The sequence below is a fragment of the Fictibacillus terranigra genome (genome assembly GCF_030412265.1).
GTDB classification, from domain to species: Bacteria; Bacillota; Bacilli; order Bacillales; family Fictibacillaceae; genus Fictibacillus_C; species Fictibacillus_C terrinigri.
Genome location: NZ_JAUHLN010000001.1, coordinates 102,619 through 122,276, shown reverse-complemented (window position 1 = coordinate 122,276; position 19,658 = coordinate 102,619). Strand labels below are relative to the sequence as shown.

The following is a 19,658-nucleotide window of genomic DNA, read 5'->3' as shown; positions in this document are numbered from 1 at the left end:
ATTTTTCTCGCTTTGCTTTGAATCTTAGCCGATCCCCCTGGGGAGAACCGACTATTGAGCCGCTGGCCGCCATGCCAGCGGTCTTATTTTATTACGTTTCTGCTTTCATCATACCATCATTATCAAAATTTGTCAGCCTTACTCATTAGAGCCGCTTTAAAAGATTTTCCGCGCTTTGCTTCGCTTCAAACATCACCTTTTCTTCATCCATCGTCAGCAGTTCGCGATTTTTCATAACAAGCTTTCCATCGATCATGACAGAATCTACATCCTGTCCAGCTGCGGCATACACAAGCAGAGAGGCATCATGATGCGCCGGCAGGAGATGAGGCTGGTTCATCTTCAGAAACAGGATATCCGCTTTTTTCCCGGGTTCAATACTTCCGGTTTCCTTGCCGATCCCCAGTATTTCAGCCCCATTTTTTGTTGCCATGGTCAACACTTCATGAGCAGAGAGGGCAGAAGCATCGCCATGCAGGAGCTTTTGCATCCAGGCTGCTGCCTTCATTTCCATAAACATATCCAGCGTGCTCGCACTTCCCGGACCGTCTGTTCCGAGTCCTACCTTCATTCCCCTCTGAGCCAGTTCAACCACATTGCTTGTTCCGCACCCGAGCTTGGCATTGCTCACCGGATTGTGAATGATTCCGCCATGAACCGATTCGAGAATCGAAAGGTCTGCTTCCGTAAAGTGTACGCCGTGCGCAAGAACAACCCTTGTATCTTCAAAAAATCCTGCCGACTCCAAGTATTCGACGGGGCTCATGCCGTGCCGTTCCTGAATGATCCTGCGCTCATCAGCGGTCTCGGCAAGGTGGGTATGCAGCGGCACATCCAGTTCTTTTGCCAGCTTTACAGCGTCACTCAAGAAATCAGGCGGACACATGTAGGGAGAATGCGGGGCGACCATCGCCGTTATCCGTCCATCAGCGCTTCCATGCCAGCGGTTTACAAGAGCCCTTGATTCCTCGATCCGGTCACTGTAGTTGGAGTCCATCGCAATCATGCCTCTGGCAAGCGATGCGCGTATTCCAGCCTCCTCCACCGCTCTTGCTATCGTATCCATGTCGATGTACATATCCGCGTAAGCGGTCGTTCCGCTTTTGATCATTTCCGCAATGGAAAGCATCGCTCCCCAGTACCGGTCGCCGCTCGTCATCTTCATCTCTGCAGGCAGCATCTTCTTATTGAGCCAGTCCATTAAAGGCAGATCGTCACTGTAGCAGCGCAGCAACGACATTGGGGTATGCTGGTGTCCATTGATGAGTCCAGGCATAATGAGAAAATCCTTTACATCCCATACTTCATGTTCGCTGTACAGAAGCTCCAGGCTGCCGATCTCCTCGATTCTGTTTCCCTCTATCAGAATATCATCCTGCTTCGTCGTCCAGATTCCGTCCGCCTCACTAAGATACCGTGCATTTTTTAATATCAACGTTATGCTCCTCCCGTTTCGTCCATCTTTATGGGACAAGTATAACATTTCCCTCTCTATCTACGTTTAGAAGATGCTTAACTCTCCCATACTAGATAATGAAAAAATGAAGGAGGGTATAGGCATGTCCTGGATCACGCGCTGGAAGGAGTATACTTCACTACAAAAAGCAAAAGCGATCGGCAAACTGGCCGCCTTTATGGCAGGAGGAATGGCTGCATGCCTTCTCGGCGTGCTGCTGCTGGCCAAGTTGTTGGGTCCTCCTCCTTTGCTTGTTCCGCAGACGACTGTCATTCATGCCAGGGATGGAGAAGAGATCGGCGAGATCAATAACTCCGGTGAAAAACGTTTCTGGGTTCCATTGAACAAAATGAGTCCTGCACTTATACAGGCGACCATCGCCATAGAGGATAAAAACTTTTATGACCATCATGGATTTGACCTAAAGCGGATCGCAGCCGCTCTCCTGGCAGACGTCAGGGCCGGGGCAAAGGTCCAGGGAGCGAGCACGATCTCCCAGCAGTTTGCGAGGAACCTCTTTTTAACGCATGATAAGACGTGGTTTCGAAAAGCGATGGAAGCCTTTTATACGATAAGACTAGAAATGAATTATTCGAAAAATGATATACTCGAAGGTTATTTAAATACAATCTATTACGGCCACGGCACCTATGGCATTCAATCCGCTTCCGCATTTTATTTTGGCAAGGATTCAAGCAGCCTCAGCGTACCTGAGGCCTCCATGCTGGCAGGCATACCAAAAGGGCCCGGATATTATTCTCCTCTCTATCATGAAGAACGGGCTAAACAGCGGCAGTCTATTATCTTAAGGGCGATGGAGAAAAATCACTTTCTCACCAGAAAAGAAGCACGGGAGGCTGCTGCTGCTCCACTTACGATTGTGAGTGAAAAAGACGAACAGAAGCCTAAAATCGCTCCTTACTTTCAGGCGGAAGTGATGAAGACACTGAAGAGCGAACTGAAGCTCGATCCGAAGCTGGTTGAGCTTGGCGGGCTGCACATCTATACAACCCTGGATGTTTCCATGCAAAAAGCAGCAGAAAAGGAAGTCGAGGAACAAATCGATAAAGATTCCTCCATTCAGACTGCTCTTGTTTCGATGGATCCAAGAAATGGGGACGTGAAGGCACTCATCGGGGGCCGAAATTTTACAGAAAGCCCTTTTGATAGGGCTGTTCAGGCAAAACGTGCGCCAGGCTCATCCTTTAAGCCATTCTTGTACTATACAGCGCTAAAAAACGGCTATACACCATCCACCACCATAAAGAGCGAGCCGACTTCGTTCGCGATGGGGGATGGGCAAAAAGATTACGAACCAAAGAACTACAACGATCTATATGCCTATGATTTCATCACTCTTTCTGAAGCTCTCGCACTTTCTGATAATATTTATGCGGTCAAGACCAATCTTTTTCTTGGGCCGAAGAAACTCGTCAAAGCCGCGCGCCAGTTCGGGATCAAGAGCCCCTTATCCAGTGTTCCCTCACTCGCTCTGGGAACAAAGGGAGTAAGCGTCATGGAGATGACAAACGCCTACAACCTTTTTGCGAACGGCGGCAAACGGGTGGAACCGGTTTTCATTAAGAAAATTACAGACAGCAAGGGCAATGTGATCTACGAGCATCAGTATAAGAAGAAACAGGTTCTTGACAAACGGGCGGCTTTTGTGATGACGGACTTGATGAAAGGGATGTTTGACGAAAAGCTGAACGACTATACGAAGGTCACCGGTTCAAGCATCGACCAGTACCTGACCCGCCCGGCAGCAGGAAAATCCGGCTCGACCCCGACCGACAGCTGGATGGTCGGCTTTACTCCTCAGCTGACGACAGGCGTTTGGATCGGGTATGACCAAGGAAAAGAGATCAATCGGATCAACGATGGAAGCTACTCAAAAAAAATCTGGGTCCACTACATGGAGAACGCTCTGAAAAATGAGCCGGCAGCTGCCTTTAAGAAGCCAAAAGGCGTCGTCAGTGTAATGGTGAATCCTAAAAACGGAAAGCTCGCAACGGAAAATTGCCCGGTGAAACGGCGCACATATTATATAGAGGGAACAGAGCCAACAGAATACTGCCACGAACATGCGGGAGACCGCCCATTCAATCACAACGGATTCGATCATAAGAGAAAAGGATGGTTTCAAAAAGTCTTTCCGTGGTGGCACTGATTTAATGAGGATAAAAGGATCCGCTCTCAGGTGTTTTGAGGCGGATCTTTTGGTTTACTTGCGGAATTGGTGCTATTACTTGCGGTTCGACAAAGATTACTTGCGACTTTCCGTGCGTTACTTGCGAAAATGCCCGAATTACTTGCGATTCGACACATTTTACTTGCAAAACGCATCATTTTCAAAAGCTCTTTTCTAATAGATTGTTGCTTTGGAACATTTTTGTAAAGAGTCTTCATTGACAAGTTGATTGGAGTGCAAGGTGCGAGACTCCTGCGGGACTAGCGGGACAGGTGAGACCCGCAGGCGCCTGCGCCGAGGAGGCTCATCGCACGCCCCGCGGAAAGCGAGCAGCCTGAAACGGAAATCAACCACTCCCAAGAGCCAACAAAGGTTACGAAAACAGCCTTTTCAAAAAAGCGCTCGAACAAAAACCTCGACAAAATAAACAGCCCGGGTGCTCAAAAGCTCCCGGGCTGTTTATTGTCCTAGCAACATTGTGTGTGCAATGCTAGCTTCATTTTACGGTATTCCACGGAATTGTCACAAGTTTTTTAGAAAATGTTCAAAAAAGGTTCATAACTCTTCCAATTTTATGGCAATAATTTCCTTACTTCCTCTGAAGAACGGCTGAACATGCCTTCATCATGGCTTTTCAAAAACTCGGCGAGAAGCACCCTCGATTTTTCGTCCATATCATCGACGATCACTTGGCCTTTTAAGGATTTATCCATTCGGTTGACGTGCTCAGGCAGGCTTTTATAGCCGCGCCGTGCTTCAGCATCGATCTGCATTTCACATGCAGCTACCCCGTAATAGAACGGGCCTTCTTCATTCCGGTTAATGGTGACCCATACGAGCCAGTACAATCTTGGATTTGGAGTGTTGGCGCGGTCCGGTGTGAATTTAATGCGCTTTTCTATGTCACTGCGGGCATGCATCGCACCCATATCAACGTAGGCATCACCGTCAACAGGATCAACGATAACAGGTGTCATATGGTCAAGGCTCATCGCTCCAACCCCGTATCCGCCATGCCCGTCCGTTGAATCCCCGCTTAAAATCGTGAATCCCATTCCTTTTTTATTCTTATTTTGATCTGATCCGAAAATATCCTTCATGTTATGTTAAACCTCCCGACATCGCTTCAATTCTATCTTCATTTTACCACAACTCTCAGCGATTTAAGACTGCAATGTCTTCTATGCTAGTATCATATGAAGATAAACAGGTAACAATACTTGATAAAATAGGTTGCAATACATACTAAAAACGAATATTATAAGTAAGCATTTAAAAATTGTTCGTATTTTTTGGAGGTACACCAATGTTTTCATCATTCTTTAAACTAAAAGAACGCGGGACAAACGTAAGAACCGAAGTCATTTCAGGGATTACAACTTTTTTAACAATGGTCTATATCGTTGTCGTTAACCCGATTGTTCTTCACTCTGCCGGCGTTCCTTTCAATACTGTTTTCATAGCGACAATTATCGCTACCGTTGTTGGAACGCTATGGATGGCGCTTTTCGCCAACCTCCCAATCGCCATTGCGCCGGGTATGGGGCTTAATGCCTATTTCGCCTTCTCAGTGGTAGGCAATCATACCAATATCTCGTATCAAACAGCCTTTGGCGCTGTTTTTGTAGCAGGTATTATTTTCGTCATACTATCTTTAACACCTTTTCGTGAAAAACTCATCGAGGCGATCCCCGCCAACTTAAAATACGGAATCACTGCAGGTATCGGTCTCTTCATCGCCTTTATCGGAATGCGCATGACAGGAATCATTACCGCCCATAAAGAAAACTTGGTTTCTTTAGGAAATCTTCATTCTCATTCTGTTATGCTCGCTCTCGCGGGCTTGGCGATTACGCTCATTCTAATGGCGTTGAATGTGAACGGAGCGTTATTCTTCGGCATGATCATCACCGGAATTATCGCGTATTTTACCGGACAATTAAAATTTAAAGGTATCGTGTCTGTTCCAGAGATGCCAAAATCGATCTTCATTTTCGGAGATCCGATGACCATTTTTGCTGATGTGTTTCATTATGGACTGTTTGCCGTTGTTTTCTCCTTCCTCCTCGTAACGATTTTCGATACGACGGGAACGATGGTCGGTGTTGCAGAACAAGCCGGGCTGATGAAAAACAACAAGATGCCAAAAGCCCGTGAAGCCCTACTGGCGGATTCTGTAGCTACTACCGTAGGGGCAGCCATTGGGACGAGCCCGACAAGTGCGTATATTGAATCGTCTTCTGGAGTAGCAGCCGGAGGAAGAACAGGTCTTACTTCTGTTACAGTTGCCGTCTTGTTCATCATATCCGCGTTTTTCTCTCCGCTAGTCGGAGCGATATCCGGACTGTCAGCCATCACTGCTCCAACCCTGATCATTGTTGGGAGCTTGATGCTTGGTGCATTAGGAAAGATCAAATGGGATGAGCTTGATGAAGCGTTCCCCGCGTTTATCATCATCTTGACGATGCCGCTCACGTCCAGCATCGCAACAGGAATTGCTTTCGGTTTCATCTCGTATCCGCTATTAAAAATCGCCCGCGGCAAATGGCGTGAAGTACCATTTCTCGTATATTTGTTTTCTGTACTGTTCTTCTATCAGCTCGCCTTCCTGCCGCACTAGTCAGAAACGTGGCAAGCGCCCTGCTAAGGTTCGACAAGCGCTGGAGCTGAACACGAATAAAAAAGCAACCGGCCTTTAATTAAAAGGTCGCTTGCTTTTTTTGTTTTTTCGGCCAAACCGTTTAACTGAAACTTATCAAAAAGTCCGCTGCCAAAATGACCGGCCATAGGCGGATGATCCTCAGCAAAGCTGCTGTCCGGGTTTCATCCCCGATTAAGTCCAAGGAGTATACAGCCAACTCCCCAGGAGAGCAGGTGACGGAACCATCCTTCACGCTCTGCCTTCGCGTGAGCCCTGCCAAACCGAGCTTTCTTTGGAGCTGGGCCTTGAGCCAAACGGTAGGCAAATCGTTCATCCGCCCACTGAATCATCGCCATGCTGCAGATTACCCATGCAATAGAGGAGCTAAACCTCGCACCATCCCATTTTGATGCCGTGGGTGAGGCGGACAAGCTTTACGCAAAAGATAGTATAAAGAAGCCCTCGATTAGCGAGGGCTTCCATGTAGGTCTAATTAATTGATATTCAATTTTCCTTCTGCAGTCTTACTTGTGCTGTTGCCGTAATCATCTTTCACTTTGACTTCCACAGCGGCTCCTCTGACTTTGATGTTGGAGGTCGCTGTATAATAGCCTTCATAATGCCCCGGCGAGGTCTCTCTCATTGGAAGCTCTGTCGCGTCCGTTTCAGCTGCTCTGGCATTCGTGAGCGGCATATGGATAACGAATGCAGCTTCCAGATCTTGCGAGCTGTCAAATTCAATCTTGACCGTCTGGCCCGACTTCAAGGTTTTATCACTGTCCGGCTTGAGATTTTCAATGACAAGATCCTCATACTGGGCATATACCGTTACTTTTTTGGATACGCTATTGCCTGCCTTATCCCGTGCGGCTACTTTAATCACATTGTCCCCTAACTCGAGCATCATGCGGTAGGAATAGCTGCCATCCGCTTTGACTGTGACATCGTCTCCGTTCACCTTCACCGATTGAATGTGATCTTCTGTTACTTTTCCTTTAACGGTGACCGTCTCTTTATTGGTTTTCAATCCGTCTGCCGGGCTATCGATAACGAGCTTCGGCTTCTTCTGATCGAGTGTCACTTTCACAGGAACCGATGCATCCGTGCTTCCACGGTCGGTGACGGCCTTAGCGGTCAGCACATTATCACCGTTGGACAGGGTGACATCAGCAGCAAACTTCCCGTCTTTGTCAGCCGTGGCTTCTGCTGCCTTCACCCCGTCTTTCAAGACGTGCACTTTAATATTTGGGGCGGTCTGGCCTTCCACAGTCACCGTCTCTTGATTTGTAAAGCTTCCATCTGCAGGAGACAAAATAACAGGAGCCGTTACTTCATAATCCACCAAGGCGCGGATCATGTAGTTACCTTCATCGGCTGGTGAAGGTGACCAGGCACCCCCGACATACTGCCAGCTTCGCCCTGCATTGGTCCCGTTTTCATCGGTGGCGAGACCCGGTGCATTCGGATTCGGTTTCACCTGGAAATAGACCAAATAGAAATCACCTGATACTTGAATGCCATAGCTTGAAAGATCGACCTTCGTCCATTCTCCATTTCGAAGAGCCGCAGCATCCATTGGACCGGCGAGTTTCTTGCCTGGTGCTCCATCCGGGCCGCTCGCATCGTAAACCGCCACTTTGATTTCAGTACCACCTGGAACCGGCCATTCCGTATCCCAGAAACGGAACATTCCGCCCGTTACCAAGCCTTGCTCTTTTCCTGCCGGAAGGGACATCTTAACCGCCCATCCATTTCCAGCATCATAGAAGGCATGGGCATTTTCAGCAGTTCCGTCATCATAGCCGATTTCGCCTCCCGGAGCGGATATAAATGGCTTAAGTGCAGCATCCTTGTCTGTCGTTTCATTTCCTTTGACGACAGCCTGCATGTCTTTTCCGTAGTATCCGGAAGCCATCACTTTGACGGTATACGTACCTTCATACACATTTAGGCTGTAGTTGCCGTTTTCATCCGTTTTTACTGGCTGGACCGCAGCATCCTCTGCCACATAAACGATGGCATCCTTGATTGGAGCACCGGTTTGCTCATTGGTTACGGTACCGGAAATCATGCCTTTTGGAATCTCTTCCAGCATAAAGCTCTTTTCTGTTTCACCTTCTGCTTCGATGTGAACATTCTGCTGCTGTGAACGATATCCGTATGATTCTGCAACAAGCGTATAGTCTCCTGCTGCATGTGTCAGAGAGTAGGTTCCGTTTGCAGGGTTGGTTTTCGTGGACCGCCCTGTTTCCAGCACGCTGACCTCGGCATTGATCGGAAGGCCGTTTGGAGCAGCTTCTTTTTTGCTCTCATCCGTTTTCTTGAACGCCAGTTGGTTCACTGGCTGGATTTTTTCCGGATTCACTGCTTTTTTCACAGCATCCTTCACTTCTCCTGCCGGTTTGGCTTGAAGCGCAGTACCTGCTTTTGAAGTTCCCGCCGGAGTTGCTGACAATTTCACATCATCCAAATACCAGCCCGGTTTGGTCACACTTCCGTCTGTCTTTAAATTAAATACGATATAGATTCTCTGGTCTGCATAGGCAGAAAGATCAACCTGCGCATCCAGCCATCCGTTGCTCTTATTCGTGAATCTTGCTTTTTCTACCCAATTCTGCTGATCAGCAGAAATAAAAATTTGCGCATAATCATAGTTGTTCTCGATTTCATACCAATGCTTCAGCTGAAGATAGGCGGGGCCGTCACCCAAGTCTACAGGCGGCATCCTCAGGGCCATGTTTGCACTGTTGTCGTAGTTTCCGTCAAGATTGGTACCATACACTTTTGTGCCTGAGGCCGCATTTCCTGGACCTGAAGTCGGCGTTCCCCATTCCCATGAGTTTTTATCTCCCCATGATGCCCATCCAACAGGCTGGGTTTCAAAATCGGTAGAGTAACCCGCGGTGATCCCGGGACGAACATTCACACTGTACGAATCGGTGGTTACTTCATTCTGGCCAAAATCAACCACTTTCCAGCGGTAAGATACCGAAGGCACGGCAACCGCATCGCCCGGCAGAACCGCTGAATATGTTCCTTCGCTATAGTTTCCGCTCGTGCGTTCTGCTTCAGCAGACTGCCAGTTTCCTTCATTGTTCTGATATTGAAGAGTGACAGAAGAAACACTCACGTTATCTTTGACTGTAATGGATAACGGAAGGTCCATTCCCGCATACGTTTCAGAAGGGGCTTCGTGCGTATAGGTTGGGGCTTCCGAGTCCTCTCCTTCTTTCATGACTGTCCCTTTCACTTTTCCTAAGCCGCTGATAATCGAGGATACAGCATCGAATGCATTGACCAGACCATGTCCATAACCATTGTTCGGGCTTTCAGGATAATCGGTGTCAGTGAGAGGAGCCGCTGTCTCTTTAAGTATGGTTTCGATCTGATCCACCGTCAGAGAGGAATTGACCTGGCGGAGGAGAGCGACAACCGCAGAAACGTGCGGCCCTGCCATCGAGGTTCCATTCCATCCTCCCTCATAGTTGTTTCCAGGAATGGATGAACGGATGTTAACGCCTGGCGCTGAGATTTCGGGCTTCATAATGCCGCCATACGGGGACGGTCCCCTCAAAGAAAAAGAGGCTAGTTTGTTGTTGATGTCCGTAGCTCCGGTGGCAAAAGATTCAGGATAGTTCGCCGGGTTGGCGACTGAGCCAGGTCCGCCCGGATTCGTTAACGTGGTGTTGCCTGCGGAAAATTCGGGGAAGATTTCGGCTGCACGCCAGTTTTGTACCATTTGTCGGTACCAGTCATCGATGCCAGGTCCGCCGCCCCAAGAGTTGTTCACTACATCAGGCGCTTTTTCGGGGTGTGGATTTCCAGCGGCATCCGTCGGGGCGATGATCCATTGTCCTGCCTCCAGCAGGTCAGCATCACTTCCTCCACTCGGAGTAAAGGCCTTCACAGCGATCCATTGGGCGCCTGGCGCTACACCGATCTGATTATTTCCATTCGGTTCACCGCCCACCATGGTACCCATCGTATGGGTTCCGTGATTATCATCATCGTATGGTGCGGCTCGTCCTGCCGTCGCATCGAACCAGTTGAATTCGTGATTTACAGAACCGTTGGATGCATTATAACCACGGTATTTTTCTTTCAAAGCAGGATGATCCCACTGAACACCGGTATCGATATTGGCTACAACTGTTCCTGAGCCATCGATGCCCATGTTCCAGACTTGCGGTGCACTTACTCGGTCGATGTTCCACTCGACAGAGGCTGGTTCTGCCTTCGTTTCTTTGGCAGCCTTTGCCGATTCTTTTGAGGCTTTAGCCGCTTCTATCGTGGGAATGGCCTTTCCTTTTGCTTCTTGGACAGGCTGGATATGCCTGATTTCGTTAGGGAGGACCTTGTCTACTTCAGGAAAAGACGCCACTTTTTCCATTACGGTCTTTGTGGCTGTGACCGCCATGCCGTTCACGATAAAATAGGAACGGATATCCTTTGCGTTCCCTTCCTTTTTTTGCTGAGTTAAGTATTGCTTTACGCCCGCTTGTGCTGCCATCGCTGTTGCGCGAAGCTCAGAAACGACGGCAGATCGTTTATTCAATTCTGTTTTAAATGCACTGAGCTTCTTGTGCTTGGCCTTTTGGGCAGCTTCTTTTGCCGCCTTTTCAGTATCGGCCTGTTCCTTGAACCTGATGAGGAACGTAACCAAGTCCTTATCATCAAATTGCTTTTGCAGCTTGCTGCTGATTTTGGCGCCGCCCGTCGCACTTGCTTTTTTCATGGATACGTGCGGCCTCGCCTTTGCAGATACCGCTGCACCCTTCGGAAGTACTAAAGGAATCAGTAAGCACAAGCACATCACTAAACTGAATAAGCGAAGATGTTTTGCTTTCATCGTTCATCATCCTCCCCTCAATTTTCACTGCTGAACCGGACCGATCTAATCCACCCCTCCTTTTCTGGGTTTGGTTGCCGTATCTATGCAAAAGCCTTGGAAGATAGCTCAATCATAAGGGATGTAAATTGGGAAAGTCATCATAAAATTCCTAATTTTGTAAAAATGAATCGTTTGTATTTGTAAAAGAATGGGTATTCTTACATACCTCGATTCGTGAGTAACCGTGGGAATCTTCTTTATAAATTTACAATAACTAAACAATCAAAGGATATAATCGTTCTATTTGTTAAAAATTTCATAATAGGCAAAAGGGTACAGGAGTTCACTCAATGGGATGAGCCTCAACTATTCTACTGGTTATTTCGTCATCGACGCACACCCCAAATTAGGACAGTGACAATGATCACAGTTCTATTTTCCTGTTTTACCCCCATCAAAAAAGCTGATTTATGCCCTTGTGATCTTGGGGCAAAATCAGCTTTTAAAAAAATATAAACAACCTTACTTCACGATACAGTTTTCAAGCTGGCTGATGAATGTATAGCCTTCCTGAATTTCTTCTTCGGTATATTTTTGTTTGGCCTTTAAGGTCTGAATTTTGACTTTAACTTCGTCTTCCGGCAAATGTGAAAAGAATAGGATCGTAGAGACGAGTTCTAAGAATCGTGAGGATTGTTCATTCATCGATCGAACGCACTCTCCAAGCTTCGGAATGTTCTTTCCATAGCTGGCCAAAAATTCCTCCCCTTCTTTATTAAGAGAATAGCGATACTGGGAATAGCCGCTCACTTTTTCTTTGGTTTCGTACACGTAGCCCAGGTTGCACAATTCTTCGACCCGCAGTGTTAATTCTTCCGAGTAGGGGCCGTAAAAATGGAATTCATATTTTTCCTGAAATGGGAAGTTAAGCTTTTTGGCGATATAGATCATCTTCTGCAGCTTTTTTCGCCCGATGACTTCCCCGGCCTCCTTAATGACCGTTATGACCTTTAAATGATCATCAAACACAGTATTTCCCCCTTAAAATGATACCTGTTAATCCCTTTTCAATATTTGTTTTATCTTTTCTTTCAGCATATTGTCATCTATCTTTTCGATCAGCTCAGCAGGATAATAGAGTTTATGGTCCGTTCTTCTTTTCCCTGAAATCGCCTCTACTACATCTGACTCTCCTGAAAGTTCACGAATTTCACCATTGGCTTTTAAAAGATTGATAGGAAGCCTTTCCTCTTTCTCTCCCGGCCTGTAAAAGTCATACGGCAGGTCAGAAGAGGAGTCAACCACGAGGTAATATTTGGGATCGATGCCCGCTTCCTCAAAATATCCTGAAAGGCGGAGCACTTCTGAAACAGAAACCATCTCCGAGTATTTAAAGAGCTTCCTGTCCAAAAAGCGTCGGCACAGGTCACGAAGCGTACTATCCTCTTCGTCCAGCCACACTTGGAAGTAATACTGCATGACTCCCTCATCAAGCTTTATGTAGTCTTCCAGGGTGATTTTCCCCTCGAACAGTGAGCGGAAATGCGTCAGGTCATGCTTAAATGGATAGCCCTCCTGATACAGGTCCTTTGCCCGGTGAAGAATTTTGCTCAAGATCACTTCGGCACTTCTTGTGACCGGATGGAAATAGACCTGCCAATACATCTGATATCGGCTCATAATATAGTCTTCTACAGCATGCATCCCGCTTGCCTTGATCACCGCTCCCTCTTCCATCGGGCGCATGACACGAAGAATCCGCTCCAGATCGAAATTCCCGTAGCTTACTCCTGTAAAATAGGCGTCGCGAAGAAGGTAATCCATCCTGTCGGCATCAATCTGGCTGGAAATCATGCTGACGATCAGCTTGTCATGGTAGGTCTTTTCAATGACTTCGGCCACTTTTCCGGGAAAATCCCCCCCCTGCAAGCGAAGGACATTATTCACTTCGGTATCGCCTAACAGGATATCCCTTGTGAAGTCTTCATGATCAACTCCGAACACTTTTTCAAAGGAGTGGGAAAAAGGCCCGTGTCCAATGTCATGCAGCAGTGCAGCACAAAGAACAAGCATCCTTTCGCCTTCGTTCCAATGCGGCCTGTTTTGAAATATTTCAACGATCCGTCTTGTAATCTCGTATACACCGAGAGAGTGGCTGAAACGGCTGTGTTCAGCTCCATGAAACGTCAAATAGGTAGTACCCAGCTGGCGAATCCGTCGAAGACGCTGAAATTCACGCGTGCCTATCAGCTTCCAGATCAGCTCGTCCCTTACATGAATGTAACGGTGAACAGGATCTTTAAACACCTTTTCTTCATTCAACTGACCCATTTCTTTCGCCATATCTTAGTAAATGCTCCTTCAGCCGCAATTAGTTTATGTTTATAGTTCTGCTAAAAAAAGAAAATCCCTTCTCATGCATATGTTCGCCAGAAGGATTGTCATGTTTGCTGTATGATTTGTTTCATTGTGAAGTATACCCTATTTTACGTAATTTTGAACCATGATACAACAAACAAAACGAGCGGTTTTGACAGCTGTATATCTTCAATCGCTGTCATGCTTTCTTTTTCTTTTGGTATCAAAAAAAGAGGAGACCCGCGGGGCCATCCTCTCTTTTACTGCGTATCTACGACCTTGTTATCTGTATCCTTCTGCCTGTAGGCATCGACCAGCAGCAGGATGGCGGAAATAATATGCATGATCATCCCGACAAACGGGATCCACGCGATGCAGGAAGTCACGATGCCAAGAACGCTCCCGTGTCTCGCTTTACCTTCTTTCGCCGAAAAGACGAGGGTTGCGATATGGAGGGCAAGCGCAAGAGCGAGCGGTGTCCATAGAAAGGAAACCACGATGGTTCCTCCAACAAATGGTATGCCCAGCAGCGCTTCAAATCCTCCTGAAACCCACTTTAAGGTTCTGGATATGTTCTTATTCAATCGATCTCCTCCTTTGTCCGTATCTCTTCCATTCACTATACCTATACTTACGTAAATACATTCCAAAAAGTTGCAATTAATTTTCCGGCATGGAAGCTCCGCTGCCTGTTGCGTTATACTAGTAAGGAATGAAAGAAGCAGGAGGATGACTCGTGGATCACACACAACAAAACCAGAACAGTCAGGCTTGGAACGAAAAGTCTTACGAAGCCTGGACCCATCGATTTGGCGAACCGGCGAAAGCCGCTGCTAAACTAAAAAAAGATCCGGTAAAGCGGTTGAGTCCGCTTGAAACCTATATAGGCGATGTAAAAGGGAAGAAGGCCTGCAACCTTCTTGGCTCCCATGGCAGCAAGGCTGTGGCGATGGCACTGCTTGGTGCAGATGCAACCGTCATTGATCTTTCTGAACCGAACGAACGCTATGCAAAAGAGCTTGCTCATGAGGCCGGGGTTCCGCTCCGTTATATCAAGTGTGATGTTCTCGACCTTCCGGAAGAAGAACTCTCAGGGGATTATGATCTTGTTCTAACAGAAAACGGGATCCTTCATTATTTTACAGATCTTGTGCCGTTCTTCACGACGGTTTATCGCTTGCTTAAACCTGGCGGAAGATTGGTCCTGCAAGATTTCCATCCGGTCTCCACAAAGCTCATTACGTCCCAGGGCAAAAGCCAGGCAGCGAGAAAGCACAAGGTGAGCGGGGACTATTTCAGCACATCACTTGAAACGGTAGATGTATCGTATTCGAAGTTTCTTCCTGAACTTCAATATGCCACAGAAGAAGAACGAAAACCTTATCAAGTGGAGATCCGCAAATGGACACTGGGTGAAATCGTAACCGCGATCGGAACTGCTGGATTGTTTATTAAACAGCTGAAAGAAGAACCGCATCCTGGTGATTTTGACCATGGCATTCCTAAAACCTTCATCATTGAAGCGGAGAAGCGATAGACGATGGGCACTTCATTGTTATTTCAGCCAAAATGGCGGATCATCGACCAGTCCAGTCTCGGTCCGTCCTTTGACGCCCTGCAGTCTTTTGCGATGGATGATACGCTCTGTACGTCGATCGGGGCGGGTGAATCTTCACCCACTGTCCGTACATGGGTGCACCACAACACCGTTGTCCTCGGCATCCAGGATACCCGCCTTCCCCATCTGCATGAAGGGATACAAGTTTTAAAATCAAAGGGATACCGTGTGATTGTCCGTAATTCAGGCGGACTAGCCGTCGTCCTTGATGAAGGAGTATTGAATATTTCAATCATTCTTCCCGAAAAAGAAAGCAGTATCGAAATCAACAAGGGATATGACACGATGGTCGAACTCATACAAAAAATGCTGAGCCCCTATGATGTCATGTTTGAAGCACGGGAAATCCATGGGTCGTATTGCCCGGGAAGCTATGATCTGAGTGTAGGCGGGAAGAAGTTTGCAGGTATCTCGCAGCGGCGCATCCGCAATGGAGCAGCTGTGCAGATCTACTTATGTGTGAACGGAAACGGTGCTGAAAGAGCCGAGGCCATCCGGGATTTTTATCAACATGGCCTTCAGGGTGAGCCTACTAAATTCGTCTATCCCGACATACAGCCTGAAGTAATGGCTTCTTTATCTGAATTGGCAGGATTGGAGCTCACCGTCGCCGGCTTGATGACAAGACTCTTATATGTATTAAAAGAAGAAAGCAGTCATCTCGTTTCATCTCCACTTTCCGTTAACGAGATTCAAATATATGACTACAACTATCAGCGGGTATGGGAACGAAATGTAAAAGCACTGGAGATTTAATATCCAGTGCCTTTTTATGTGTTGTCCAGCTTCAGCATAAAAGATGAAATATGAATCTTATTTCATCCTAGTCCTCTGAGGACGTATTGAAAAACACAATTCTTCTTTGGCCGCTTGTCGGACCTTAACAGGGCGCTTGCGCTTTCCTATAATGCCTGCATCGCTGTAATAAGAGCGAGCTTGTACACGTCCTCCTCGTTGCAGCCGCGGGAAAGGTCGTTAACCGGCATGTTTAGTCCTTGCAGGATCGGTCCGATCGCTTCAAAACCGCCAAGGCGCTGAACCATCTTATACCCGATGTTTCCTGTTTCGAGTCCAGGGAAGATAAATACGTTCGCTTCGCCTTTTAAAGGAGAATCCGGTGCTTTTTTCTGAGCTACGGAAGAAACAAAAGCCGCGTCGAACTGAAGTTCGCCGTCAAACGGAAAATCAGGGTTCATGCCGCTCAGCAGCTCGGTCGCTTCTACTACTTTTTCAGTTTCAGCCGATTTAGCGGACCCTTTCGTTGAAAAGCTTAGGAGTGCCACTTTCGGGTCGATGCCGAATACTCTTGCCGTATGCGCGCTCACTAATGCAGATTCAGCAAGGTCGGCGCTTGAAGGGGCGATGTTGATCGCACAATCGGCAAACACATATTTCTCTTCGCCTTTAACCATGATAAATGCGCCGGACGTTTTCTTGATGCCTTCTTTTGTTTTAATGATCTGCAGTGCCGGGCGAACCGTATCCGCGGTAGAATGGGCAGCTCCGCTCACTAGCCCATGAGCTTTCCCTGTGTAGACCAGCATGGTTCCGAAGTAGTTTTCATCCGTAAGGATCTGGCGAGCTTGTTCTTCTGTCGCCTTCCCTTTTCGGCGTTCCACGAATGATGCCACCAGGCTGTCGAATTCAGCATACTGTTTAGGGTCGATTAATTCCATGTCACCAAGGCTGACTCCAATTTCTTTTGCTCTCGAAGTGATCTCTTCTTTATCTCCAACCAGAATGGGTTTAAGCACGTTTTCTTCAGCCAATCTCACTGCTGCAGCCAGAATTCGCTCGTCGGTTCCTTCCGGGAAAACAATCGTCGGGTTCTGCTGCTGTACCTTATCTTTTAACTCTTTAAATAAATCGCTCATGCGAGGTCCTCCTCTTCGGGTTCATTCCATACTAGGGTACTCCTTTTCACGTCCGTTTTAAACCTATACCCTTAATTGAAAGCGCTTGTGCAAAGAAGTTGTTATTTTTAGAATATACAAAGGATAAAAAGGATAGATATGGATCTGTTTGAATCTTTTATACAAATTGATCCGTATATCTTACTATCCATTTCAAGGAGGATTTTAAGTATGTCTTTTATGAACAAAATGCTGGCCAGTGTAGGTATCGGTGCGGCAACTATTGATACGATCTTAACCAAAACCCGTTTCATTCCCGGCGAGGATGTCACCGGAACTGTACAGATTGCCGGCGGAAAGGCTGCTCAGCCGATTGACTCGGTATCCATTTTCCTTATGACCGAATACATAAGAGAATCTGATGATAAGAAATACCGGGAACACGCAGCCGTGGCAAGCCATCGGGTGATTGATTCTTTAACCATCCAGCCGGGGGAAATAAGAAAGATACCTTTTTCGTTCCGGCTGCCTTATGATGTTCCGCTGAGCATCGGACATACACCGGTATGGCTGAAGACCGGAGCAGACATAAAGAATGCCGTCGATCCGTCAGACAAAGATTACATTACGGTTAATCCAGGACCGCTTGTCAGAAGAGCAATGGAAGCTATTGAAGGATTGGACTTTGTGCTTCGCCACACGTCTTGTGAAGCCGCTTCCCGATTTACTGGCGGCCGCCTGCCGTTTATTCAGGAATTCGAATATGTGCCGACCGGCATGTTCAGGGGAAAGTTGGATGAACTAGAAGCAGTATTCCTAAGTGATGGAAGCTCCTTAGAGATCATTTTGGAAATCGATAAGAAAGCAAAAGGGCTGTTCGGAATGCTTGAAGAAGCGATGGATCTGGATGAAAAACAGGTCAGACTTGCCTTTGCAGAACGAGAGCTCCAGGATCATTCTATTCTTAGCAGCAAAATCACCGCTGCCATTCAGCGATTCGTGTAACTTTCATCCCCGGCTGTTTCCAACGGACCGGGGATTTTTTTTTATTCAATCGAATGTGGTATATTGGAAAAGAGTGAAATTATCATTATGTTCCAAGGAGTGACTATACATGAGTGAAGCTGCACAAACCCTGGAAGGCTGGTACTGTCTCCATGATTTTCGTAAGATGGACTGGGTCTCCTGGAAAGCGATTTCAAGTGATGAACGAGAAGCTGCCATCAAAGAATTTATGACGTTTTTGGAAAAATGGGAAGGAGTCGAAGCCCGCAGAGAAGGCAGCCATGCCCTTTATTCGATCGTTGGCCAAAAAGCAGATTTCATGCTGATGCTGCTCCGTCCTACGATGGAAGACCTCAATGAAATCGAAAATGCGTTCAATAAAACAACATTTGCACAATATACGATACCTGCCTATTCCTATGTATCTGTGGTAGAGCTGAGCAACTATAATCCATCCAACGATGCAGACCCTGAAACAGACCCTAGGATTCAAGGACGGTTAAAACCGGAGCTTCCGAAATGGAAATATGTCTGCTTCTATCCAATGGACAAGCGCCGGGAAGGAAACGACAATTGGTATATGCTTCCGATGGAAGAACGCAAAAAGTTGATGTACAGCCACGGCATGATCGGCCGAAGCTATGCAGGCAAAGTCAAACAGATCATCACCGGCTCTGTCGGATTCGATGACTGGGAATGGGGAGTCACACTCTTCGCCAATGACGTTCTTCAGTTTAAAAAACTCGTCTATGAGATGAGATTTGATGAAGTAAGTGCACGCTACGGTGAATTCGGTTCATTCTATGTCGGGAATCAGCTTACAAAAGAAGCCGTACCTGGCTATTTACACGTTTAAGGAAAAGCGGAAGCGCACTTCTTAGGCCCGACAAGCGCTGAAGCTTTAAAATAAAACGCCTCCCTAGAGCTGGTTCTCATGCCGCGCAAGTAAGCCGGACATGCGAGCCAGCTTTTTTTGGTCTAACAGGCTGCATGTTCACATATGATGAAATGTAGTTTTATGGACTCCTTCACTACTCTATCAATCATTAAGAAACCTATACCGGTCCGTAAGTTTACCAAAACCTTTTGTATAAGGGGGATTTCAAGTATGACAAATTACAGGCAAACACAAGGCCAGCAAACAGGCGGGGGTATGCCGCCATACTATGGCAGCATGACTCAATCCGGCCAGATGGGAATGGGTCAGGGTCAGATGCCGCAGGGACAGCAAGGACAGGGAGGGTATGCAGGGCCTGGGATGATCCCGGACATGACGATGCCGCCCCAAGGGCTTGGAGCGGCATACGGTCAGTTCCCAACTGATATTGCAGCGCCTGGACAGCTCCCGCTGGAACAATCCTATATTGAAAACATCCTGCGTTTAAACAAAGGAAAAGTAGCGACAGTCTATCAAACATTCGAAGGAAGTGATAAGTGGAATTCCAAAGTATTCAGAGGAGTGATAGAAGCTGCAGGACGCGACCACATTATCCTGAGCGATCCGCAGACCGGAAAACGCTATCTTCTTCTCATGGTATTCGTCAACTATATTACGTTCGATGAAGAAATTGAATATACCTATCCTTATGGCGGGGCTCAGGGAGAGCAGCAGCAGGGGCAAAGCCAGGGACAGTCTCAAGGACAGCCGATGTCGACCTACAGCCCAAGATAAAACGATAAAAAAGAGCTTTGCCATAAGCAAAGC

At 47.1% G+C, this 19,658-nt stretch carries 15 protein-coding genes; 7 read left to right on the top strand and 8 right to left on the bottom strand.

Going from position 1 to position 19,658, the window contains the following annotated elements:
- Positions 1-145 precede the first annotated feature (145 nt).
- The gene (locus QYF49_RS00620; RefSeq protein ID WP_290397706.1) at positions 146-1,435 is read right to left on the bottom strand and encodes an amidohydrolase; all 1,290 of its coding nucleotides are present in this window, start codon (positions 1,433-1,435) and stop codon (positions 146-148) included.
- A 124-nt stretch (positions 1,436-1,559) separates the two neighbouring features.
- Between QYF49_RS00620 and QYF49_RS00615 the strand changes: the two genes are divergently transcribed.
- The gene (locus tag QYF49_RS00615) at positions 1,560-3,626 is read left to right on the top strand and encodes a transglycosylase domain-containing protein (RefSeq protein WP_290397705.1); all 2,067 of its coding nucleotides are present in this window, start codon (positions 1,560-1,562) and stop codon (positions 3,624-3,626) included.
- 593 nt (positions 3,627-4,219) lie between these two features.
- Here the strand turns inward: QYF49_RS00615 and QYF49_RS00605 are convergent.
- Positions 4,220-4,747 (bottom strand): YwhD family protein, encoded by a 528-nt coding sequence (locus QYF49_RS00605; protein ID WP_290397703.1) that lies wholly within the window; start codon positions 4,745-4,747, stop codon positions 4,220-4,222.
- Between the two features lie 206 nt (positions 4,748-4,953).
- Between QYF49_RS00605 and QYF49_RS00600 the strand changes: the two genes are divergently transcribed.
- Entirely contained in the window at positions 4,954-6,267 is a 1,314-nt protein-coding gene (locus tag QYF49_RS00600; RefSeq protein WP_290397702.1) for an NCS2 family permease, read from the top strand.
- Positions 6,268-6,470: 203 nt separating this feature from the next.
- On the opposite strand, the gene QYF49_RS00595 is transcribed toward QYF49_RS00600, so the two are convergent.
- From QYF49_RS00595 to QYF49_RS00575, 5 genes are all read right to left on the bottom strand, one after another.
- Positions 6,471-6,644 (bottom strand): hypothetical protein, encoded by a 174-nt coding sequence (locus tag QYF49_RS00595; RefSeq protein ID WP_290397701.1) that lies wholly within the window; start codon positions 6,642-6,644, stop codon positions 6,471-6,473.
- 137 nt (positions 6,645-6,781) lie between these two features.
- The gene (locus tag QYF49_RS00590; protein ID WP_290397700.1) at positions 6,782-11,137 is read right to left on the bottom strand and encodes a S8 family peptidase; all 4,356 of its coding nucleotides are present in this window, start codon (positions 11,135-11,137) and stop codon (positions 6,782-6,784) included.
- A gap of 504 nt (positions 11,138-11,641) precedes the next feature.
- Positions 11,642-12,148: a YwgA family protein gene (locus QYF49_RS00585; RefSeq protein WP_290397699.1), complete on the bottom strand. Its 507-nt coding sequence runs from the start codon at positions 12,146-12,148 to the stop codon at positions 11,642-11,644.
- A gap of 27 nt (positions 12,149-12,175) precedes the next feature.
- Complete coding sequence (locus QYF49_RS00580) at positions 12,176-13,462, bottom strand: HD domain-containing protein (RefSeq protein ID WP_290397698.1); 1,287 nt, start codon at positions 13,460-13,462, stop codon at positions 12,176-12,178.
- 275 nt (positions 13,463-13,737) lie between these two features.
- Entirely contained in the window at positions 13,738-14,061 is a 324-nt protein-coding gene (locus QYF49_RS00575) for a hypothetical protein (RefSeq protein WP_290397697.1), read from the bottom strand.
- A 152-nt stretch (positions 14,062-14,213) separates the two neighbouring features.
- Here QYF49_RS00575 and QYF49_RS00570 point away from each other — a divergent pair, with 152 nt between their 5' ends.
- Complete coding sequence (locus QYF49_RS00570) at positions 14,214-15,014, top strand: class I SAM-dependent methyltransferase (RefSeq protein ID WP_290397696.1); 801 nt, start codon at positions 14,214-14,216, stop codon at positions 15,012-15,014.
- A 3-nt stretch (positions 15,015-15,017) separates the two neighbouring features.
- Positions 15,018-15,851 (top strand): octanoyl-[GcvH]:protein N-octanoyltransferase, encoded by an 834-nt coding sequence (lipL, locus tag QYF49_RS00565; RefSeq protein WP_290397695.1) that lies wholly within the window; start codon positions 15,018-15,020, stop codon positions 15,849-15,851.
- A gap of 146 nt (positions 15,852-15,997) precedes the next feature.
- Here the strand turns inward: lipL and pta are convergent, their stop codons facing one another.
- The gene (pta, locus tag QYF49_RS00560; protein ID WP_290397694.1) at positions 15,998-16,969 is read right to left on the bottom strand and encodes a phosphate acetyltransferase; all 972 of its coding nucleotides are present in this window, start codon (positions 16,967-16,969) and stop codon (positions 15,998-16,000) included.
- Positions 16,970-17,179: 210 nt separating this feature from the next.
- Between pta and QYF49_RS00555 the strand changes: the two genes are divergently transcribed.
- The 3 genes from QYF49_RS00555 (at position 17,180) to gerQ (ending at position 19,625) form a co-directional block, all read left to right on the top strand.
- Positions 17,180-17,953, top strand: coding sequence for a sporulation protein (locus QYF49_RS00555; protein ID WP_290397693.1), 774 nt, complete (start codon positions 17,180-17,182; stop codon positions 17,951-17,953).
- 109 nt (positions 17,954-18,062) lie between these two features.
- On the top strand, positions 18,063-18,809 hold the full coding sequence (hemQ, locus tag QYF49_RS00550) for a hydrogen peroxide-dependent heme synthase (protein WP_290397692.1): 747 nt from the start codon (positions 18,063-18,065) through the stop codon (positions 18,807-18,809).
- Between the two features lie 252 nt (positions 18,810-19,061).
- Complete coding sequence (gerQ, locus tag QYF49_RS00545) at positions 19,062-19,625, top strand: spore coat protein GerQ (RefSeq protein ID WP_425589528.1); 564 nt, start codon at positions 19,062-19,064, stop codon at positions 19,623-19,625.
- The last annotated feature ends 33 nt before the right edge of the window (positions 19,626-19,658 follow it).